This window comes from Leifsonia sp. 466MF (assembly GCF_900100265.1).
Lineage (GTDB): Bacteria > Actinomycetota > Actinomycetes > Actinomycetales > Microbacteriaceae > Leifsonia.
The window spans coordinates 3,868,102-3,889,845 of record NZ_LT629696.1 but is presented as its reverse complement, the minus strand read 5'-3'; the positions used below and the strand labels follow the sequence as shown (position 1 = coordinate 3,889,845).

At 72.2% G+C, this 21,744-nt stretch carries 17 protein-coding genes; 8 read left to right on the top strand and 9 right to left on the bottom strand.

From position 1 onward, the window contains the following. Window positions 1-151 precede the first annotated feature (151 nt). A complete protein-coding gene (locus BLR91_RS20225; RefSeq protein WP_172823174.1) occupies window positions 152-862 on the bottom strand; it encodes a hypothetical protein in 711 nt (236 codons plus the stop codon). Between BLR91_RS20225 and BLR91_RS18670 the strand changes: the two genes are divergently transcribed. Next, window positions 758-1,135: an ArsR/SmtB family transcription factor gene (locus BLR91_RS18670; RefSeq protein ID WP_051087313.1), complete on the top strand. Its 378-nt coding sequence runs from the start codon at window positions 758-760 to the stop codon at window positions 1,133-1,135. The two genes, BLR91_RS20225 and BLR91_RS18670, sit on opposite strands and share 105 nt — an antisense overlap. Beyond that, window positions 1,132-1,626 carry an SRPBCC family protein gene (locus tag BLR91_RS18665; RefSeq protein WP_089879150.1) on the top strand — a complete coding sequence of 165 codons (495 nt, stop codon included), beginning with the start codon at window positions 1,132-1,134 and terminating at the stop codon, window positions 1,624-1,626. Before BLR91_RS18670 ends, BLR91_RS18665 begins: the two co-directional genes overlap by 4 nt. Window positions 1,627-1,756: 130 nt before the next feature. Here BLR91_RS18665 and BLR91_RS18660 read toward each other — a convergent pair whose 3' ends face one another. From BLR91_RS18660 to BLR91_RS18625, 8 genes are all read right to left on the bottom strand, one after another. Then, on the bottom strand, window positions 1,757-2,518 hold the full coding sequence (locus BLR91_RS18660; RefSeq protein ID WP_089879154.1) for an alpha/beta fold hydrolase: 762 nt from the start codon (window positions 2,516-2,518) through the stop codon (window positions 1,757-1,759). Between the two features lie 59 nt (window positions 2,519-2,577). Continuing rightward, complete coding sequence (locus BLR91_RS18655) at window positions 2,578-4,518, bottom strand: RICIN domain-containing protein (protein ID WP_172823237.1); 1,941 nt, start codon at window positions 4,516-4,518, stop codon at window positions 2,578-2,580. A 141-nt stretch (window positions 4,519-4,659) separates the two neighbouring features. After that, complete coding sequence (locus BLR91_RS18650; protein WP_089879161.1) at window positions 4,660-6,522, bottom strand: MBL fold metallo-hydrolase; 1,863 nt, start codon at window positions 6,520-6,522, stop codon at window positions 4,660-4,662. Next, entirely contained in the window at window positions 6,519-8,420 is a 1,902-nt protein-coding gene (locus BLR91_RS18645; RefSeq protein WP_089879164.1) for a hypothetical protein, read from the bottom strand. Before BLR91_RS18645 ends, BLR91_RS18650 begins: the two co-directional genes overlap by 4 nt. Window positions 8,421-8,443: 23 nt before the next feature. Then, window positions 8,444-9,916 (bottom strand): sucrose phosphorylase, encoded by a 1,473-nt coding sequence (gtfA, locus tag BLR91_RS18640; protein ID WP_089879166.1) that lies wholly within the window; start codon window positions 9,914-9,916, stop codon window positions 8,444-8,446. Continuing rightward, window positions 9,913-10,755, bottom strand: coding sequence for a hypothetical protein (locus BLR91_RS18635; RefSeq protein WP_231918989.1), 843 nt, complete (start codon window positions 10,753-10,755; stop codon window positions 9,913-9,915). The genes gtfA and BLR91_RS18635 overlap by 4 nt, the downstream gene beginning before the upstream one ends. Further along, on the bottom strand, window positions 10,752-11,651 hold the full coding sequence (locus BLR91_RS18630) for a hypothetical protein (RefSeq protein ID WP_089879173.1): 900 nt from the start codon (window positions 11,649-11,651) through the stop codon (window positions 10,752-10,754). The genes BLR91_RS18635 and BLR91_RS18630 overlap by 4 nt, the downstream gene beginning before the upstream one ends. Then, window positions 11,648-13,138, bottom strand: a complete 1,491-nt coding sequence (locus BLR91_RS18625) for an FGGY family carbohydrate kinase (protein ID WP_089879175.1) — start codon at window positions 13,136-13,138, stop codon at window positions 11,648-11,650. Before BLR91_RS18625 ends, BLR91_RS18630 begins: the two co-directional genes overlap by 4 nt. Before the next feature lie 78 nt (window positions 13,139-13,216). On the opposite strand from BLR91_RS18625, the gene BLR91_RS18620 reads away from it, so the two are divergent. The 6 genes from BLR91_RS18620 to BLR91_RS18595 all read left to right on the top strand — a co-directional run bounded on the left by BLR91_RS18620 (window position 13,217) and on the right by BLR91_RS18595 (window position 21,664). Continuing rightward, window positions 13,217-14,053, top strand: a complete 837-nt coding sequence (locus BLR91_RS18620; protein WP_089879177.1) for a DeoR/GlpR family DNA-binding transcription regulator — start codon at window positions 13,217-13,219, stop codon at window positions 14,051-14,053. Then, window positions 14,053-15,348, top strand: a complete 1,296-nt coding sequence (gene otnK / locus BLR91_RS18615) for a 3-oxo-tetronate kinase (protein ID WP_089879181.1) — start codon at window positions 14,053-14,055, stop codon at window positions 15,346-15,348. Before BLR91_RS18620 ends, otnK begins: the two co-directional genes overlap by 1 nt. Then, a complete protein-coding gene (locus BLR91_RS18610) occupies window positions 15,345-16,010 on the top strand; it encodes a class II aldolase/adducin family protein (RefSeq protein WP_089879186.1) in 666 nt (221 codons plus the stop codon). The genes otnK and BLR91_RS18610 overlap by 4 nt, the downstream gene beginning before the upstream one ends. A gap of 74 nt (window positions 16,011-16,084) precedes the next feature. Beyond that, a complete protein-coding gene (locus BLR91_RS18605; RefSeq protein ID WP_231918988.1) occupies window positions 16,085-18,097 on the top strand; it encodes an ABC transporter transmembrane domain-containing protein in 2,013 nt (670 codons plus the stop codon). Beyond that, window positions 18,078-19,820 carry an ABC transporter ATP-binding protein gene (locus tag BLR91_RS18600; RefSeq protein ID WP_089879189.1) on the top strand — a complete coding sequence of 581 codons (1,743 nt, stop codon included), beginning with the start codon at window positions 18,078-18,080 and terminating at the stop codon, window positions 19,818-19,820. Before BLR91_RS18605 ends, BLR91_RS18600 begins: the two co-directional genes overlap by 20 nt. Next, a complete protein-coding gene (locus BLR91_RS18595; RefSeq protein WP_089879193.1) occupies window positions 19,817-21,664 on the top strand; it encodes a protein O-GlcNAcase in 1,848 nt (615 codons plus the stop codon). Before BLR91_RS18600 ends, BLR91_RS18595 begins: the two co-directional genes overlap by 4 nt. Window positions 21,665-21,744: the final 80 nt, after the last annotated feature.

Here is a 21,744-nt window from a genome sequence, read left to right as displayed (position 1 = left end):
TAGCTGCTCCCGACCCCCGGATGACATTTGACATCCCGCTATCTCACTTGTAAGCTTGATAGAAGTTTCTCGCAAAAACTGGGCCAACGAAAGCCTTACCCACCTTGGGTAAAATATCGCCGTCAGCCATCATACCAGATATAGCAAACCTTCATTTTCTAGAACGGCGCGCCTGGCGTGGTGGCTTCGCTGCTTCTATCGCGCTTCGATGCCGCACCAGTCGTAAACGACCGCGTGCTGGCCGGCAAGCACGAACCTCTCGTACATGGTTTTTGACGCATTGAGCGGGCGCTTCCAGTTCCCGCGGGAGACGACCGTCCATCTCCATCACCCGGTATGGTTCGGTGCGGCCGCCGGGGAAGCGCAGCTCGACATCGCGCCAGCGTGCGAGTCCCCCGAACTCTTCGAGCCCGTCGATGTCCCTCACATGCGCGACGATAGTCAGCGGTGCGGCACCAGAGCTAGGCGGCTGCGGTGCGGTGAACCGCAGTGAGTCGACCCCCGAGACGAATGTCGTGATGGCGATCACGTTGCCGAGGTCGTTCAGTACGTCACTGACTGCGGTGTGGGAGCGGCGGCGGACCGCGGTGTGGCGACCGCCCTTGTGGGCGTGGACACGTTCCGCCAACGGTCCCCACTTGCACTGGATGCAACGCGCCACATGCCAAGTGCAAGGTGACCAGTTTGTGCAGTGCGGCTCGAGAACTGACAATTCAGGGATTGCGGGCACACGGCGCAGCGCGTAACGTACAACCAAATGGTTGTAGATGAGTTGACGGATGCTGAGGTCGATCGCATCTTCCAGGCACTGGCGGATGCGACCCGACGGGATATCGTCGCGCGGTCGCTGCAGGGGGAGCACTCGGTGAGCGAACTCGCCCGGCGGTACGACATGAGCTTCGCCGCCGTGCAGAAGCACGTCGCCGTGCTCGAGCGGGCGGGACTCGTCCGCAAGCGGACCCGCGGACGCGAGCGCGTCGTGTCGGGCGACCCGGAGACGATCCGGCGGGCATCCCGGCTGCTCGACGCCTACGAGGAGATCTGGCGCCGTCGCGATCGCGCCATCGACGGCATCCTCGCCGAGGAGGCCCGAACCACGCTGAGCACCACCGAACCAGAGAGGAACGAGCGATGACCTTCATCGAATCGAACAAGGACGTGGATGCGCTGACGCTCACGTTCGTCACCGAGTACGACGCGCCGCCGGAGCGCGTGTGGCAGCTGTGGTCCGACCCGCGCCAGCTGGAGCGGTGGTGGGGACCGCCGACCTGGCCGGCCACGTTCGACGTGTTCGAGTTCGAGCCGGCGGGACGGGCGTCCTACTACATGACCGGGCCTGACGGCACGAAAGCCCATGGCTGGTGGCGGTTCGTCGAGATCGAGCCTCCGGTTCGGATCTCGCTCGACGACGGCTTCGCCGACGACGACGGCAACCCGGCGCCCGGGGAGCCCGTCCGGATGACGACGACGCTCGAGGAGCGCGACGGCCGCACCCGTATGACGCAGCTCACCCAGTTCGCCAGCACGAAGCAGCTGGACGAGATGGTCGCCATGGGCATGGAGGAGGGTATGCGCGAGGCCGTCTCCCAGATCGACGACCTCCTCGCCGCCGACGTCACCCGCTGATCCGCACCCCTCCCAATCCCCGCCCCCCGTCGAGTACGCACAAATTGCACGCCCCGAGCACCGCGGGCGTGCAATTTGTGCGTACTCGACGGGGGCCGGAGAGGGGCGAGAGACGGAACGCCCCGCGAGGTCAGGCGGCGTCGAGGAAGGCGAGGAGGTGCGGCAGCGTGCGGCGGAGCGGGCCCGGGTCGCCCGCGGCGGCGAGGCGCTCGCCCAGGTAGTCGCCGTGGACGCCGGGGACGATGAGGAGGCGCGCGTCCGGCAGCAGCGACGCCAGCTCGACAAAGTGTTCCGCCCGGACCACGTCACGATCCGCGCCGACCACGAGCGTGGGCGCCGACACGGAGGCGAGCAGGTCGTCGGGGAAGTCCTGGAACCCGAGCATCAGCTCGCGGTCGAGGTCGAACATCCGCCGCGCGTGCTCCGGGTCGCGGCTGACCGCGAGGTCGGCCTCCCGGTACGGCGCGGGCAGGTCGTCGAACGTCCCGGCGGCGAGCCCGTCCCAGAAGCCGTCCACCATCCCGGCGCGACGCACCGGGGCCGAAGCCGCGATCAGCCGCCGCACCGCGGACGGATGCCGCGCCGCCAGCTGCAGAGCGACCTGGCCGCCGTTGCTGAAGCCCAGCACATCCACTGGGCCCAGCCGGAGCTCGTCCAGCACGGCCGCGACGTCATCCGCCGAGCCTTCGAAGCTCGCCGGACGGTCACCCGAGGTGGTGCGGCCGTGCCCCTGCAGCTCGACCGCGAGCACCGATCGCGTCGGCGCGAGCAGCGGCAGCAGCATCCCCCAGTTCGACTCGATCGTGGAACCGCCGCCGTGGATCAGCAGGAGGGGTGGATGCGGCGAGTCCGGGTCGCCGTGCCATTCGCGATACAGGGGGATGCGTTCCACGCCCGCAGGCTAGCGGAGCGGCACCGAGGTGTCGAGGACTGCGGGCCACGGGGAGCCCATCATGGCGCGACAGGCAGCGGTGCGTACGGCACCGCGCGCCAGAGCTGGTTCGTCCCACCGGTGCACGCGTAGGTTCCGATGGCCGCGCCCTCGGTCGAGGAGCCGCCCAGAAGGTCGAGGCATTCGCCGGTGTATTGGCTCTGCAGGGTCCAGGCACCGGTCGCCGTGACCGTCGGCCCCCACCGGTAGCTCGAGTCGGCGCCGTCGCACGCCTGATCCAGCCCGACCTGCGCGCCCTTTCCTCGCCACCGCAGACACATGCCGGATTCGAGGTTCTGGACGACACCGCCGCCGGTGCCCTCGACCTCGACGTATCCCCATTTGGCCGCTTCCGTAGAGGTGCGGGTCAGGACGCCTCTCACCCGCTGGTCAGGGTCGCCGGCGGGTGCTGGGGCGGTTCCCAGCACCCCACCCGTCGTCATCGCGACCGACGCGAGGGAGATGGCCGTCGTGCGGAGGGCCTCGGGAACACTCCACGCCGCGTTCGGAGCCGTGCCGCACGAGTACAGGATCAGAGGCGCGCCATCGCCCGTCGCAGCCCCGCTCACGTTGAGGCAGGTTCCCGTCCACTGGTTGAGAATGGTCCCGTTCGCAGGCAGCCTCCAGATCTGGGTCGCCACGAGATCGCAGGGCGCAAGCGAGACCGTTCCGCCCGAGCCCTGCGCACACAACTCGGGGGATGGCTCATCGACGGGGTTGTCGACGAACTGCGGGTACACACCGAGGAGGTACCCGCCGCCGGAGAGTGGATGGAACATCCACTTCTGTTCTACCGACCCGTCGCAGGTCCGGATCGAGAGCCCCGCGCCCGCGGTCCGCGCGCCACCCGTGACCGTGACGCACCGCTTCGAGCCCCAGCCGACGATGGCGTCAGCGGGATTGAGCACGTCGGGGATCGAGCGCTTCGCGCGCGCCGTAGATGACTTCTCCGCTTTGAGATGCGTGGAGCTGTCGCCACACGAGAGAGCCAATCGGGCGTACCCGCCCTCGGTGGAGAGACACCGTCGTGTTGCCCTGCTTTCCAGGTGTATCCGTTCGGAGAAGACTCCGACCATCCACTGCGCTGCGCGATTATCGCAGTAACCCATGTGCGTATAAGAGTTCGAGCCCTCCGTCAGACACAGGCCGGAAGCGGAGTTCACCAACCAGCCCCATCCTTGGACGGTCTCACCCTTGTCCGGGACGAAGGTCCAGTCTGCATATCCCTGCGAATTGGGACTTCCAAAGGAGACGGCACGACGATATCCGGCGGTCGACGCATAGCTCGACAGCAGCTGACTACCCGATCCGACGGATTTCGGGAAAATCCGCGACTCCGCGGGCAGACTGGGCGTCTGCTGTGGCTTCCAGATCGCCACGACGGCGGCCACATCGTCGACATACGGTCCAGCGCCGTTGCCGCACATGGACCAGTAGTTCGCCGTGCCCAGCATCACGGTTGCGCACGCCCACTGGCCGGTGTTGTGCCCGACGCCCAGCAGGTGTCCGATCTCGTGAAGGAAGATCTCCCGTTTGTACGTCTCGCTCTTGCCGCCGAGACGGGCCGTACTGATGGCCATCTGCCCACCGGACAGCCAGGACGGCGATCCCGCGCAACGCATGGACGCGCCGGCGAGTCCGGTGGGCGCCTCGGGGATGGAGCTGTACACGCGGACCGGGACGATGTGGCTCCCGGGGCGCGCGGACGACTCGGAGGGGACGACCTTCACGCCGACTCCAGTGCTCCCTGACCACTCATCCCACTCGGCAGCCGCCTTGATGAGGCTGGACTGGAACTCCTGGGGAACGGACTCAAGCACGATGCTGAACACCGCTGTATCCGGAAGCGTCTCGCACCGGGAGACGCCGTTGGCGGGCAGCGCCTCCCACGCTGCCGCGGGGGTCTCGGCGCCGGCGATCGGGACGAGCATCGCGAGTCCCGCGATTGTGGCCGACGCCATGGCGACCGCGCGTTTCAGCCGCGTCGGCGCAAACCCCAACACCCGATCTCGGTCCCTCATGCACATCCTCCTGGTCGGTAGACAGGACGTTACACGGAGAGGAGTACCGAATCCAAGCTTTATATGTGTATATAAGGTACGTTAGACGACCGTGTCCACCACGGCATCCCCCGCCTGTCCGTAGCGGGCGGCGCCGATCGTGACGTCCGCCGCGATCCGCTGACGCTTGCGCACGTCAGCGGTCGCCCGCACGGAGAACCGCAGCCGCACGGTCTCGCCCGCTCCCGCCACGACTGACGCGGGGTCCGGGTCGCTCCAGCCGGCGGGCGTCACCAGCCGTACCACCACCTCGCGCGGCTCGTCGTAGGCGTTCACGACGACGACCTCGTAGTCGAGCTCCGCGCCCGGGGACACGCGCTGATAGAACGGCTCCACCAGCACCAGGTTGCCGTCGGCGGGCGGCAGCATCCCGTCGTCCGGCAGCAGCCCGTCGTGGATGGCGGCCAGCTCGTCGCCCTGCTCGGTCAGCAGCTGCAGGTAGTCCTCGTCCACCTCGCGACCCTGCCAGTGCCCGGTGATCATGAGACCGGGGGCGACGCGACGGTAGAGCGCTGCGCTCTGGATGAAGTCGTCACGCCGGAACCGGTTGCGGTACTGGTAGTTGAGGATCTCGCGCTGGACCCCGAGCCGCCCCTCCGCGGTCTGCTGGTCGCCGGTGGCGAGCACCCGCACGCCGTCGACCTCGAACTCGAACGCGGCGGCGTAGAGCGTGTGGCCGGGCAGCTCGTGCGTGACGATCTCGTACTCCTGCCAGCGCACCGTCTCGCCGAGACCGAGCACCCGGTCGGCCGGGATGGGCTCGAACCACTGGCACGGAAGGTCGGTGCGCATCGGGTCGGCCATGATCGGTGCGACGTTCTCGGGCAGCCACACCTCGGTGCCCTCGACGTCGCGCAGCAGGTTCAGCCCCGCGATGTGGTCGTCGTGGTAGTGGGTGCCGAGCACGACCTCCACCGAGGTGACCCCGAAGTCGCGCTTGAGCGCCGGGATCGACGCCAGCCACGGCCGCCGTGCGGCGCGGTCGGTGCCGGCGGGCCAGCCGGTGGACATGTCGTAGCCGTAGTCGATGAACAGCGCGGCGCCGGAGTCGCTGAGCAGCACGTACACGCACGAGTTGGCGGTGCGGTTGAGCAGCAGGTGGTCGGTGAGCCGGACGAAGGGACGCTCCAGCCAGTCGCGCAGATCCCACGGGTGGGTGCGCCGCGAGTCGACGTAGCCGCTCATCCGGGTGGCCAGCTGGTCGAGTGCGTCGACGGCCTCGGGCATGGGCTCGCCGTGCGACGGGAGCAGGATGGTCGGCTCCTCCTCCTGCAGCAGCAGGCACGAGAGCACGTTCATCGCCGGTCCCTCGTTCTCGGTGTACGACCACTGCGTGGCCGCGAGCGACCACACCTTGCCCGGCGCGTAGATGAGGTCGCCCGTGAAGGCGACCCGCGCATCCCCGCTGTCGACGAGGTAGGTGACCGACCCCATGGTGTGGCCGGGCGTCGGGACGGTCTTCACGTCGACGCCGCCGAATCGCGCGGTGCGGTACTCGGGCACGGTCCCGGCGATCGGCACCGGGGCGAGCAGGGAGAAGCGGTCTTGGCGCAGGTTGTAGTCGTTGTACAGCGCGCGGGCCGACCACATCTCGTCGACGCGGGCGAAGAGGTCCTGCTCGACCGGAGGCACGAAGATCGGGATGCCGGCCTCGACCGCGCGCGGAAGGCCCTGCCCCTGGTCGCGATGGTGGTGCGTCATGAGCACCGCGTCGAGGGTCTCGAGGCCGAGTTCGCCGAGGTGGTCGAGCACGTCGCCCGAGCCGAAGTCGATGGCGATGGCCCCGGCACGCTCGGCGCCGGAACGCGCACCGCCGGCCGAACCGGCCGGCGGGATCACCACGTACACGTTGCACGTGTCCGTGAACCGGTGGACGCCCGGGGCGACCTCGGTGAACGCGCTCATACGGCGGATGGCTCCTTCTCGGCGGGTTCGGCCGCACGGCTCGCACGCGTCGCCCGGTAGGCGCCCCAGAGACCGGCGATCTCATCCAGGTCGGCGTCGGTCACCGTCTCGCGGCTGTTGTCGATGGACTCCACGTAGTACAGGGCCGGAACGCCGAGCTCGGGCTGGATGCGCGAGTAGGCGAGCCACTCGTCGCGGTTCGGCATCGGCCACTGGTCGGTGTCGATCGGGTGGCCGGGAAGGGCGGCCGCGGCGATGTCGTGGCGGTAGCGCAGCTGGTCGGCGACGGGCACCGGGTCGCCGTGGACCGAGTCCTCGAGCACGTCGTTGAGGCGCACCATGTCGGTGACCCCGGAGAACGAGGGATGCACGGTGTGCGTCACGACCAGCGCATCCGGCTTGGCCGCCTTTGCCGCGTCGTGGATGGTCGCGATGATCGCGTGCAGCGCGCTGATGCCCCACACGTCGTGGCGGTGGGTGCGGAGGGTGACACCGGACGGCGCGCGCTGGGTGAAGTCGACCTTGAAGCCGTCGGCGTCGAGTCCGTCGGCCGACAGCATCCGCGTGACCTGGGCGCGCAGCGCGTCGAGGTAGGCGGGATTCGACGGGTCGACGGCGACGGGGCGCCCGTGCGCGTCGCGCACGGTCAGCTCCGGCGGCAGGCCGGCCGGGTCCCACGCCTTGAACCACAGCAGGACGCGCTGACCGGCGGCGTGCCGCGCGTCGATCCAGGCGCGGAGGTCCGGCCACTTCTCGGTGTCGACCGTGTTTGTGCCGTAGTCGGCCTGCCAGCGGTCGTCGATGACGACGGTGCCCGGGTGGATGTCGCGCTCGGCGAGACGGTTCAGCCAGCGGTCGTAGAGGTACTGGCGGGCGAGGTCGGGGGCGAAGGCGGCACCGGCCGGCAGCACGAAGCCGTCCGCGTTGTCGGTGGCGAGCGCTTCGCCCTCGTGGCTCATCCGGACGGCGAGCGCGCACTGCGCCCCCCAGCCGCAGAAGATCGGCTCGTGCCACCACTCGGCGCCGGCACTCGGCTCCTCGGCCCAGCCGCGCTCGAGCAGGTCGTCGCGGTAGTCGCGGATGAGGCTCAGCGGTGCGCCGCCGGGCCGCAGCACGAACTCGGGGGACACCCATCCACCCGCCCGGACCCGCGTGTGGCCCTCGTAGGTGAGGCGGAACAGGAAGCCGCCGTCGATCGCGTCATAGCGGAACGTCGTGAAGCCCAGCTGCGAGATCGGCGCGACCACCGAGACGCCGAGCCAGTCGCCGACGGGCATGTCGGTCGGTCCGTGCGGCGCGTCCGGTGCGATGGACGGCCGGCCGAGGCCGAACACGAGCGGGGGCGGCGAGAAGATGCCGTTCAGCCGGCCCGGTTCGGCGTCGCCGACGACGCCGAGCTGCGCCTGCGTGTTGGAGGCGCGGACGACCTGGATGGGCTCGGTCGGCGTCGGCACGAAGACCGACGGGAAGCGGATGCCCGAGCGGAACGTGCCGGCCGCCCCCGTCGGCAGGGCCGCCTGACCGCCGAAGATCGTCAGGTCGGTGATCCGGGCGTCGTCGTCATCCGTCGTCACCTCGACGCGGGCGCGGACCTCGCTCGGGGTGCAGTGCAGGACGACGGCCTTGGTCGCCCACGCGCTGGAATCGGTGAGCACGGTGACGCGCACCGTGCCGTCCTCCTGCTCCTCCACGGTGACCGCGGTCGGGCCGGACGACTCGTCCGGGAGGCCGACGCGGTCGACGCTCGCGAGGAGCGACAGATCGCTCCAGAGCTCCCCGTTCGGGCCGGCGATGGTCGCGCGCGGTCGGGTGAGCGCGACGCCGAGCGTATACGCGGGCGCGACGAGGACGACCTCGGTCGCACTGCGGGTGACGGTGATGTCCTGGATGGTCTGCATGGTCCTCGGTGGGGGAAGAGGGGTCAGAGAGCGGCGAGGGCGGGCACGGAGTCGGCGGTGAGCTGGCCGCCGGCACCCGCGAGGCGGATGCGGAACTCGGGTTCGGGGGCGAACGAGACGGTGAGGGTGGCGCGCTCGTCGCCGAGCACCCACTCGAGGTCGAGCGAGCCGTCCGCCTCCACACGGTAGCGGAACTCGCCCTGGAAAGCCGGATGCGCCGAGCGCAGGCGGACGAGCGCGAGTTGCGCGCGCGTCACCTCGCTCGCGAGCGCCGCCTCCACCTCGTCGGGCGTGTACACGTGACGGTTGACGTCGCGGCCCTGGCCGGTGCGCTGGAAGAGCGCCACGTCATCCAGACCGCCGAACAGCCCGACGTAGTACAGCTGCGGTTTGCCGGGCAGCCACAGCTGCACCGCCCGGGCGAGCAGGTAGCTGCGCGCGTCGGCGCCCAGGGCGGAGAAGAAGGTCGCGTTGATCTGGTGCGGAAGGCTCATCCACGCGGGGATGACGGAGGCGACGGTCGAGTGGCCGCCGGTCGCGACGGCGGCGCGCTCGAAGATGGCGGCCATCTCGCGCTGGTCGATGAGCCCAGGCCGATCGCCGGAGGGTCCGGCGTCGATGATGCCGATGCCGTCGTGGGTGTCGAGCACGGTGATCGCGTTCTGCGGGCGGATGCGCATCCACTCGACGAGGCGATCGGAGGTGCCCGTGCCCAGGCTGTGGAGCAGCAGCGGTGCGAGCGCGAAGTCGTAGACGTAATCGACGAGCGGCGCGATGGCGAGCTGCTGCGTGTAGTGGGCGTGCACCTCCACGAGCACGCGGAGCCCCTCATCGCGGGCCATCGCGACGATCTCGCGGACAAACTCCAGCGTCTCCGGGGTCATGAAGCTGTCGGTGCCGGGCGTCTTGACCGCGTAGCCGACCGCGTCGAGACGGACCGTGGTGACGCCGCCCGACCGCAGGGTCGCGAGGATGCGGCGCAGGTACACGCGGGCCCGGTCGTTGGCCACATCCAGGTCGACCTGGGTCGGCATGAAGGTGGTCCACACCAGCCGGCGGCGGCCGTCGGCCATCCGGTAGGCCGTGAACGGCAGGCCGGGCCGCGGGCGGTAGAACGCCGTGATGCCGTCCTCGGTCGCGCCGTCGGGGAAGACCGTGTCGAAGGTGAGGAACATCCCGTCGTGGGCGGACTGCTCGCCGTTCGCCAGCCAGTCCACGAACTCGGCGGAGTCGCTCGACACGTGGTTGACGATCAGGTCGGCGGTCACCTCGCGCTCCGCAGCGAGGGCACGGACGTCGTCCCAGGTGCCCAGGCGCGGGTCGACCGCGCCGTGGTCGATGGGGTCGAAGCCCGCGTCGGCGCCGTCGAAAGGCACGAAGAACGGCAGGATGTGCACCCCGGCGAAGTCGCGCAGCGGGCCCTCGAGCAGCGCGCGCAGCCGCGGCAGGTCGCCGCCGAGGCGGTCCGCGTAGGCGAGCAGGTCGACGCCGGTCATGCGCGGGCTCCGTTCGCCGGGGTCCCGTCCGCCGGGCTCGCCGCGGCGGAGGTACCGCCGGACCCGGGAGGCGCCGGCCGGTTCGCGCTGGCGTCCGGCGTTCCCGGGTCCGACGGGGTCAGGGCCTCCCGCAGGCCGGCGACGCCGCCGGCCGGGGAGGTGAGCACGGGGAGGTCGACGCCGGCCGATTCGGCGGCCGGGGCCATGGAGGCCTGGGCGAGGACGAGGACGGAGGCCGTTCCGCTCCCCGCGAGCCGGCGCACCTCGTCGGCGATGAGCCGGTCGTGGGTCGCCTGGTCGCCGGCGGCCCGTGCGGCCGCAGCGCCCTCGACGACCGTCGCGGTGACGTCGACCGCGACGCCGCGCGCCGCCGCCTCCCGCTCGATCAGCCGGGTGGTCGGCCCGAGTGTCGCGGTGTTCGTCGCGAGCACCGCGATCCCCCCAGCCGACAGCTCCTGAGTTTTTCCGCCCTCGGACGGCGTGTCAGGCCGAAAAACTCCGGAGCTGTTGGCGTGGGCGGCGAGACGGACGGACTCGACGGCCATGGCGGCGTCGACGCGGATGACGGGGATGCGGAGCGCAGCAGCCGCCTCCTCCGCGGCCTCGCCGATCGACGAGCAGGTCACGAGCACGGCGTCCGCGCCCGAGTCCGCGAGGTGACGCAGGTGCCCGGCGACGCGCTCGCGCACGGCGGGGGTGACGCCCTCGGCGATGGCCGTCTCGAGCATCCACGCGTCGACGACATGCTCACGCGAGGCACCGGGAACGGCACCGGCGACGAGCGCGTCGAACGTCGGCGCGAGCGCCGGGACAGTGTGCAGCAGCCCCGCGATCATCATGCCTCCCGCCACGGCCGGGCCTCGCGGTCGACGACCTCGATGAGCGCTTCGAGACGCGGAACCGACAGCTCGCGCAGAGCCGACGGCACGTCGTCGCGACCGACGACGTCGCTCCACAGGGCACGTCCGGCGAGGAAGCCGCTCGCACCGGCCCGGCACGCCGCCTCGACCGCGGGCAGGAACGCCGGCCGGTCGACGCCCTGCGAGAGCACGACCCACGGCCCGGTGATCGAGGCGTTGAGCTTCTCGCTCGCCTCCCGCTGCGCTGCTTCATCACCGGTGCCCGACATCGGCACCTGCACCTTGTAGAGGCTCTGGCCGAGCGGCGACAGCTCCTCCGCCGCCTCGCGGATGGCGACATCCAGATCCCAGGTGCCGGCGTCGAGCTCCTCGGGGGTGGCCCGGACGACCGGCTCCAGCACGGAGAGCACGCCACGCGTGCGGCACTCGGCGACGAACCGCTCGACCAGCCGGACGCGCTGCTCGCGCTTGGCGTCGCGCCGCCAGATCACGAGCAGCTTCAGCGCCGAGACGCCGGCCAGATCGGTCTGGTCGAGGACGACCTCGTCGAGTGCGGTCTCCTCGACCGGACCGCCGTCCTCCTGCGTGAGGGCGTCGGCGGCGAGGATGAGGCCCGTTTCAGCGGGGAGCGCGTCGCGCACGGCCTCGAACCCGTAGTGCCGGTCGATCAGGAAGCCGGATGCGAGCGGGCCGAGCGCCTCGGCGACGTCGAGCTTGAACCGGATGAGCACGTCGTCCGCCGGGCGTCCGGCACCCGCCAGATCGAACATGTGGCGGAGGCTCTCGCGCTGATCCATCGCGACCATCGCGAGGCCGCCGCTGGGGCGGGCGATGGCGTCGAGGTCGAGCGCCGGGCGGGAGGTGGTGTCGGTCATGCGTGTTCCTTGTCGTGGAGCGTGGCCGCGCGCACGAAGGCGTCCAGCAGTGCTGGATCGCCCGCGGACGCGGCGCTGTCGGCGCTGCGCAGGGGCAGCGAGGTCGTGAGGCCGGCGACGCGGTGGGCGGCCAGCATGGCGGCGCCGGTGGCGACCGGCTCCGCAGCGTCCGCGCGACGCAACGCGCCGGGGACGAAACGCTGCTTGAGCCGCCACCAGGCACCGTTGGCCGCACCCGGACCGCCGAGCACGGCGAGGTCGCCGGAACGCGGGCCGGCGAGGTCGGTCTGGGCCGCATCCATCCACGCCAGCTGGAGCGCGAGTCCGGCGAGCACGGCGGTCAGCGTCGCGGCGGGGTCGGCCAGCCCGGTGGATGCGGTGCCCGCGTCGCCCGCGGAGGCGAGCTCGACGAGGCGCAGCGTCGCGGCGGGGTCCGGCGCGGGCGACTGACGCCCGCGGAGGTACGGGAGCAGGACGGCCTCGACCGGGCCGCCCGCGAGCCCGAGCGCCTGCTCCTGCACATCGTGGCGATCGGCCCCGGGCAGCAGCTCGGCGAACGCCCATTCCACCAGCGCACCGGCGGTGGGATTGCCCGCCAGCAGCGTCTCGTGCGCGCCGTCCACGGTGCGCGCGAGGCTCATCCCGTGGCGGCGCGCGCCCTCGCGGGAGACTGCGTCGGCGACCCGCAGAAGCGCTTCCGCGGTGCCGACCGAGTCGGCGGCCTGGCCGGGTGCGCGGACTCCCGCGGCCCAGGCGCCGACGGAGTGGTCGTGGCCCGCGACGACCACGGGCAGCCCGGCTGGGAGGCCAAGCGCGGCAGCGGCCGAGACGGTCAGGGTCCCGGCGATACCGCCCGGCTCGACGACGCGCGGGAAGCGCTCAGGGGTCACGCCGGCGAGCGCGAGCAGCTCGGGGTCGAAGGATGCGGCGAGCGCGCCCCCGCGCTCGGGCAGGCGATACGCCATGGTGCGGGCGGCGAGCGTGTGGTCCGTGGCCGCCTCTCCTGTGAGCGCCTCGACGATCAGTCCGTCGGCGCCGCGCCAGCGCGCATCGGCGAGCCGCGCATCCCCGTCTGCCGCGAGCCGCAGCCAGTGCGTCAGCGGCGACTTGGCCGGGGCGGGCACGCCGGTCGCCGCGTACAACGCCTCGGCGCCGGCGGCCGCGACCAGGCGGTCGGCGGTCGCCGTGTCTCCGTCGGCCCAGCGCAGGAGGTCGCCCTGGGGGCGTCCGTCCGGGGCGACCAGGCAGCCGGTCTCGCCCATCGAGGCCACGCCGAGCGCGGCGATCGGGTACGGGCTATCGGCGGCGATCTCCCGGATCGCCCCCAGCACGACCGCCTGGAGCCCCGCGCCGTTTCCGGGCGTCGGGACGGTCAGCGTCCGCTCTTCGCGCACGGAATCGCCCAGCAGCGCCAGGACCACCTTGGTGTTGGTGGTGCCGACGTCCACGCCGAGGGCGGCGAGAGAGGCGGAGGTCACGTGCTCCATTCTGTTCACTTCTGAACATTCACGTCAAGATTTGTGCGTTTGTTGACAAGTGTTCGGAGCAGCCGCTTGGATGGACGGGTGCGTTACACCGATGCCCCCGCCCGCCGCGAGGAGCTGCTCCGACGGCTCTCCGCCGAGGGCTACGTATCGTCGTCGCGCGTCGCGGAAGAACTCGGCGTCTCCGAGATGACCATCCGCCGCGACCTCCGGCAGCTCGAAGGGGAGGGGCTCGCCCGGCGGGTGATCGGCGGCGCCAGCCTCCCGAACCTCGGCCACGGGCGTCCCTTCGACGAGCGCGCCGTCACCGGCAGCGGCGAGAAGCACGCCATCGCCGAGGCCTGCCTCGACCTTCTCGACGGCGCCGTCACGGTCGCCCTCGACGCCGGCACCTCCGTCGCACCCCTGACCGGGATGCTGCAACCCGGCACCACGATCGTGAGCCACTCTGCGCCGGTCATCCAGGCCGCCATCGAGCGTGCGGACGTCGAGCTCGTCGCCGTCGGCGGCGTGTACCAGAGCGAGACCCGCTCCTTCGCCGGCGCCACCGCACGCCGGACCATCGCCGACTACTCCGTCGACATCGCCGTCCTCTCGGCGACGGCGGTCGACACCACCGGCATCCTCTGCGCCAACGCACTCGACGCCGAACTCAAGCAGGAGCTCGCCCGCGCGGCCCGCACCACCATCCTGCTGGTCGACCACTCCAAGCTCGGAGCGCGCGCCCCGATCCGCGTCGGCGGCCTGGACCTGGTGGATGTGATCCTCACCGACCCGGGCGCCGACCCCGACGACCTGCAGGCGCTGCGTGACGCCGGTGCGACCGTCGTCGTCGCCGGCGAGCACGTCGCTCCGGGCTCTCTGACCTCCCGCGCGACCAGCGCCACCACCGACGCGCCGGGGGTCGGTGTCTCGTGATGCGGCTCGGCGCTGTCGCCGACGACGTCACCGGAGCCTGCGACCTGGCGGGACGCGTCGCCGAAGCGGGGCTTCCGGCGAGCGTGCTGCTCGGCACCCCGGTTTCGGACGTATCGCCGGATGATGTGTTCGCCCCGGCCGGTTCGTCGTGCGCGGTCGTCGCCCTGAAGGTACGGACCGCGCCCGTGGCGCACGCGGTCGCCGCCTCGTCGGAGGCCGCCCGGTTCCTCGTCGGCGCGGGCGCGACGCTGCTGTACCAGAAGTACTGCTCGACCTTCGATTCGACGCCGGAGGGCAACATCGGGCCGATCGCGGACGCGCTCGCGGCCGTCGCTGCGGAAGGCGCCACAGCCGATGCGCCGACCGCCGTCACCATCGGGACTCCCGCGACCCCGGACGCCGCGCGCACCCAGTACCAGGGCGTGCTCTTCGCCGGCGGGGTGCCGCTGGCCGAGTCCCCGATGCGCGACCACCCGCTGACGCCCATGCGCGACTCGAACGTCGTCCGCCTGCTCACCCCGCAGACCTCCGCGCCCGTCTCCCTGGTGCGCTGGCTGGACGTGCAGCGCGGGGCCGACGCGGTCGTCGACAGCATCGGCGACGGACACACCCTCGTGGATGCCCTCACCGACGACGACCTCGACACCGTCGCGGCGGCCGTCCTCCGCGTGGCCGCCGAACGTCCCGTCGTCGCGGGCGGCGGCGCAGGGGTGGGGACCGCGCTGGCGCGCGTCGCGGTCCGCGAGTTCGGCGCCACGGGACCCGCCGCCTCCCTCCCGGCCGTCCCCGTGACCGGCCGCCTCATCCTCGCCGGAAGCGCTTCCGCCGCCACGCGCGGCCAGATCGCGGCTTTCACCGGCGAACGCCACGAACTCGACCCGCTCACCCTCGCTCGCGACCCCGGCACGCTCGACCGCCTCCGCGATGCCCTCGCCTCGCGCACCGACCGGCTGGCGCCCGTCCTGCTGCACGCGTCGCCGGATGTGACGACCGCACAGCGCGAACTGGGCGCCGAGCGGGCCGCGGCACTGCTGGAGGACGCCCTCTCCGAACTCGCGGCCTGGGCCGTCGACGAGCTGGAGGTCAGTCATCTGCTCGTCGCGGGAGGCGAGACCTCCGGCGCCGTGACCACCCGCCTGGGCATCGAGCGCCTGCGGATCGGCGTGCAGGCCGCCCCCGGCGTGCCGTGGGCGGTCGCCCGCACAGGCTCCGAGCGGAGCGTCGCCGTTCTGCTCAAGTCGGGCAACTTCGGCCTCCCGACCCTGTTCACCGACGCGTGGGAGGTGGCGCCATGACGCGCTCCGACGACACGGCCCTGCGGGAGCGGGATGCGCGCGAGGCGGAGGCCCGCGCGGCGGTCGTCCGCGCCTGCCGCCACCTGTCAGCGGCCGGCCTGTCGCCCGGAAGCTCAGGCAACGTCAGCGTCCGCGTCGGCTCCCGCATCATCGCGACGCCGACCGGCTCCTCCCTGCGCTCCGTGACCGAGGAGCAGCTGGCCGCGACGCCCGCCGACCAGGAGGGCGCACCGCGACCCACCAAGGAGCTGCCGCTGCACGCCGCGATGTACGCCGCGCATCCCGACGCCACCGCTGTGGTCCACCTCCACTCGCCGTACGCGACGGCGGTCGCCTGCCTCCCGGCGACGGAGGGCGGGTTCGCCCAGCTGCCTCCGCTGACGCCGTATCGCGTGATGCGGCTGGGCGATGTGCCGCTCGTCCCGTACGCGCGTCCGGGCAGTGCCGAACTCGCCGTGGGCGTGTCCGCGGCCGCACCCGGGCATCCTGCTCTGCTGCTCGCCAACCACGGCCCCGTGGTCGCGGCCGGCACCCTCGACGGCGCCATCGACCTGGTCGAGGAGCTCGAGACGGCCGCCCAGCTGACGCTACTGCTGCAGCAGGCCCCGGCCGTCCCGCTCGACGCGGCGGCGATCGCCGCGCTCACCCCGCCGGGCCGCTGAACCGCCGTCCCGCCGTTCCGCCCAACGCACCTCCCCCACATCCCGCACCCGCTCGATCCCCCTCAGGAGCACTCGTGTCCAGCGTCCGCGCTGCTCGTCCGTCCGCCTCCCGTCCGCCGTCGCGCACACCGCGCGGCGCCCGCATCCCCTCGGCCAGGCCCACCGAACGGCACCTGTCGTCGGTGCCGCGGTTCCTGCTGTGGCAGGCCGCGCGACAGCCCGCCAGCCTCGGTGCCGGCATGCTGTTCGGCGTCGTCTGGATGCTGTGCCAGGCCGTCTGGCCCTACCTGCTCGGCCGCGCGGTCGACGAGGGCGTCTCCGGCGACTCCGACCGCCTGTGGACCTGGTGCGGCGCCCTGCTGATCGTCGCCGTCGTCCAGGCGGTCACCGGGATGCTGCGCCACCGGATGGCGATCTCCAACTGGCTGCGTTCGTCGCTCGGCGTGGCCCGGCTGATCGGCTACCACTCCGCCGAGACCGGTCCGGCGATCACCGCGACGACCTCGTCGGGCGAGATCGTCGCGACCGTGAGCACCGACTCCCTGCGCCTGGGTGCGATGTACGAGGTGACCGCCCGGCTCGGCGGCGGTGTCGTCGCGTTCGTCGTGGTGTCGATCATCATGCTGTCCGCCAGTGTTCCGCTCGGGCTCGCCGTCGTCATCGGCGTCCCCGCCGTGGCCGCCGTGCTCGCCCTGCTGCTGCGGCCGCTTCGCGCACGGCAGGCCGTGTGGCGCGAGGAGTCCGGCGGCCTCACCACCCTCGGCGCCGACACGGTCGTCGGCCTGCGCGTGCTGCGCGGCATCGGCGGCGAGCAGGAGTTCGTCGAGCGGTATGCCAACCAGTCGCAGCGGGTCCGTGCCGCCGGGGTCGGCGTGGCCAAGACGCAGAGCTGGCTCGACGGACTGCAGGTGCTCCTGCCCGGCGTCTTCCTGGTCTTCATCGTCTGGTTCGGCGCCCACCTCGCGGTCGACGGCACCATCACGCCCGGCCAGCTGACCGCGTTCTACGGCTATGCGACCTTCCTCGTGCTCCCGCTGCGCACCGCGGTCGAGGCCGCGCAGACCTTCACCGCCGGGGTCGTGTCCGCCCGTCGCGTGCTCTCCGTGCTCCGCACGCGGCCCGCCGCGCAGGACGCCGACGAGACCGCGGAGGCGCCGGCGTGGGGATCGGCCATCGAAGACCTTGCCTCCGGTGTCGTCATCCCGCCCGGCCGGTTCACTGCGATCGTGGATGCGGACCCCGACGAGGCCGCCGCCATCGCGACCCGCATCGGCCGCTTCGACGACGCCGTGCACCGCGAGGCGCCGGTGCTGTGGGGCGGCGTCGACCACACCCGCGTCCCCGTCCGCGACGTGCGTCGGCGCATCGTCGTCAACGACGCGAACCCGCACCTGTTCGGCGGCCGGTTGCTGGACGGCCTCGACACGCTGCCCGTGCGCGACGAGGAGGCCGGCCGCTGGCGCGAGGACGACACCTCCACCGGGCGGATGCGCCGGGTCTCCGCCGCGCTCGACGCGGCGGCAGCGACCGAGACCGTCGACGCCCTGCCCGAGGGCGTGCACGAGCGCGTCGCCGAGCGCGGCCGCACCTTCTCCGGTGGCCAGCGGCAACGCCTCAGCCTGGCCCGCGCGCTCCTCACCGACGCCGAGGTGCTCGTGCTCATCGAGCCGACGAGCGCGGTGGATGCGCACACCGAGTCGCAGATCGCCGAGCGTCTCCGGGAGGCCCGCGACGGCCGCACCACCGTCGTCGTCACCGCCAGCCCGCTGCTCCTCGACCGGATGGACACCATCGCGGTGGTGCGGAAGGGTCGGGTCGTCGGCACCGGAACGCACCAGCAGCTTCTGCGCCAGGAGGACGACCTCGGCGACCTCTACCGCGCGATCGTCTCGCGTACGATCTCGGCCGCCGAGCCGGCCGAAGGCGAAGACCTCGACGCCGCCTGGACCGGCTCGATCGACGCGCTCTGGACGGCGACGCATCCCGTGACGGCGCAGCGCCCGGAGAGCGGACGCACGACGAAGAGACCGAAGAAGAAGGACAAGCGCACGAAGAAGGGAACGGGCGATGCTGCTGCCGATCGCTAGCACCAGGACGGTCCGGGAGACCGGCGCGCGTCTCATCCGCCAGCATCGCGGCGGCCTCTCCGTCGTGCTGGTCCTGCACACCCTCGCCGCGGTCGCCGGTCTCGCCGGACCGGCCCTCATCGGCGTCATCATCGACGGCGTCACCGGCCACACTCTCGTCACGAGCGGGATCGACACGATCGCGCTCATCCTGCTCGTCGCCATCGTCTGCCAGGCCGTGCTGATCCGGTTCGCCCAGCGGCAGTCGATGGTTCTCGGCGAGGGGGTCTTCGCGCAGCTGCGGGAGGAGTTCCTCGCGACCGTCGCACGGCTCCCGCTCTCCACCGTCGAGGCGGCGGGGACGGGCGACCTGCTCGCGCGCACCACCAACGACATCCAGTCGGTCGCCCAGACCGTGCGGTTCGGCGTCCCGCGCATCCTGGTCGCCAGCGTCACGGCCGTGCTGACGGTCGTCGCGGCGTTCCTGGTGAACCCGGCCGTCGCTGTCGCCATGTTCGCCGGCGTGCCGATCCTTGTGATCGCAGCGCGCTGGTACCTCCGGCGCTCCGGCCCCGGCTACCAGCGCCAGCTCGCCTCCTACGCGACCCTCGGCGGAACGATCAGCGAGACCGTGGACGGCGTGAGGACCATCGAGGCGCTCAGCCTCGCCCCGGCTCAGCGCGCCAAGATCGACGCCGCGCTCCGCGAGCGCCGCGAGTCGGAGTGGTACACGCTCTGGCTGCGCTCCTGGTTCTTTCCGAGCACCGACATCGCGTTCCTGCTCCCGGTGATCGTCGTCATCGCGTGGGGCGCGTTCCTCGTCGGCAGCGGCGCGGCGACGATCGGCGCCGTCACCGCGGTCGCCCTCTACGCGATGCAGCTGGTGTCGCCGGTCGACGAGTTGATCAGCTGGCTGGACGAGATCCAGGTCGGCACTACCGCCCTGTCGCGCATCATCGGCGTCGCCGACGTGCCGGAGGACCGTCACGCGACCGGCGAGCAGCCGGTCGACGAGCACGTGCTGGCCGAAGACGTGCGCTTCTCCTACCGCGAAGGCACCGAGGTGCTGCACGGCGTCACCCTCGACCTGGCCGTCGGCGAGCGCCTCGCCATCGTCGGACCGTCCGGGTCGGGCAAGTCGACGCTCGGCCGCCTGATGGCCGGCATCACCGAGCCGACCAGCGGACGCATCACCGTCGGCGGTGTCCGGCTCGTCGACCTCCCGCTCGACGACCTCCGCAGCCACGTCGCCCTCGTCACGCAGGAGCACCACGTCTTCGTCGGCACCATCGCCGAGAACCTGTCGCTCGCGAAGCCGGGCGCCGGCCGCGACGAGCTCGCCCGGGCGCTCCGGGTGGTGGATGCGCTGCGCTGGGTCGCCGCGATGCCGAAGGGACTCGACACGGTCGTCGGCTCCGGCGGCGTCGTCCTCACCCCGGCGCAGGCGCAGCAGCTCGCCCTCGCCCGGCTGGTGCTCCTCGACCCGCACACGCTCATCCTCGACGAGGCGACCTCGCTGCTCGACCCCACCGCAGCCCGCGACCTGGAACGCGCGATGAACCGCGTATTGGAGGGCCGGACCGTCGTCGCGATCGCGCACCGCCTCCACACCGCGCACGACGCCGACCGCATCGCCGTGGTGCGCGACGGCGCCGTGGAGGAGCTGGGCAGCCACGAAGAACTCGTGGCCGCGGGCGGTGCTTACGCGGAACTCTGGGCGTCGTGGCACGGAGGCGGTCGGTGAGCGCCGCGGGAGGGCCGGGCGCCCTCACGTGGCGCGGCGTCGTCGAAGGGTTCTACGGCGAACCGTGGTCGCACGCCGACCGGCTCGCCTGGTTCGAGCGGGGTGGTGCGATCGGGCTCGACCGCTACCTGTACGCCCCCAAGGACGACCCGTGGCACCGCGAGGAGTGGCGCGAGCCGTATCCCGCCGACCGGCTCGCCGACCTCGCAGAGCTGAACCGCGCCGCCGCCGAGCGCGGCGTGCTCTTCGTCTACGCGATCTCTCCCGGCCTCTCGATGCGCTTCGACGACGACGCGGAGCACGACGCGCTCGCGGCCAAGTGCCGCCAGCTCCTCGACGCGGGCATCCGCTCGTTCGCCCTCCTCTTCGACGATGTGCCGATGGACGAGCCGGAGGCCCTCGGCCGCGCCCACGGAGAGGTCGCGGCCCTGTTCGAGCGCGGCTTCCTCCGCCCGGCGGGCATCGACGAACCCGTGCTGCTCTGCCCGACCGACTACGCCGGCGTCGAGCGGACGCCGTACCGCGTCGGGCTGGCCGAGACGCTCCCGGCCGATGCACGCCTGCTGTGGACGGGCGCGGACGTCGTAGTCGGCACAGTGACCGCCGACGACATCACCCGAGCCGTCGAGAGCTTCGGCCGCGACCTCGTGCTCTGGGACAACTTCCCCGTCAACGACTTCGACCGTTCGCGCGTCTTCCTCGGTCCGCTGACCGGGCGGGAGGCAGCGCCGGGACTGGTCGGCATCGTCGCCAACCCGATGGTCGAGGCCGCGCCCTCCCGGCTCGCGCTGCAGACGGTCGCCGAGTGGGCGGCCGACCCGGCCGGGTACGACGCGGCAGACGCAGCGGACCGCGCTTACGCGGCGGTCGTCGGCGGCGACCCGGGGCTCCGTGCCCTCGTGGCGGCGTGCAGCGCCTGGCCGCCCGGAGCCCCGCGTTGGCCGGACCTCGACGCCGCCGTCGACGCCGAGCGATGGGATGCGGCAGGCGCCCTGCTCTCCGAGCTCGCGGACACCCACGCGGCGACCTCCGTGCCGGCCGACCTCGCCGACCAGCTGGAGCCGTGGATCGTCGCGGCGCGGGCCGCCGGTACCGCGGGAGCGCTCGCGTGCCGAGTCCTGGCCGCTCCGGACATCCACACGGCCGGCGACGCCTCGGCGCTCCTCGACGCGCGACGTGAGCTGGAGTCCGAGTACGCCGACGTCGCGCGCGGCGCCGTCCTCGCGCTCGTGGACGCGGCCCTCGAACGCCTCGGGGTCGCAGCCCACCGTACCCACGGCGACGGCTCGCTCGTCGCCGTGCTCAGCGGCCCCAACCCGACGCCGGGCGACCGCGAACTCGTCGAGTTCCTCGGCCGGTCCGGGATGCGCGCGCACCTGGGCGACGACCCCAACGCGGACCTCGTCATCGTCACGCGCGCCGCGCCCGAGGAAGTCGCGCGGGCCGCCGCGTCCCGTCCCGTGCCGCTGCTGGCGTGGGGGCACCTCGTCCCGCTGAGGCTGGCGTCGGCCGCAGCCGTCCCGCTGTCGCTGGACCGCATCCACATCTCCACCGCCGAGCACCCGGCCGCCGCGGGTCTCGACGGCGAGGTGGTCGTCTACCGCGGACGCTCGAAGCTCACCGTCGCGGACCCTCCAGCAGACGCGGATGTGGTCGCACGCGACCCCGAGTCCGGCCGCGTGGTGATCGGCATCACCCCGGCCGGGTCGCCCCTCGCCGACGGCACGCCCGCTCCCGCCGCGCGTGCCACGTTCTTCCTCGCCGCCGACGGCTTCGCCCCGTGGCTGGTGACCCCCGAGGCTCGCGACCTCCTGCTCGCCACCCTCCGCGCCCTCCTCCCCTGATCCCCCGCAGATTCGTGCCGAATGTGCGGAATGGCGAGTCGATAACGCACATTCGGCACGAATCTCGCGCCTCCGACCGC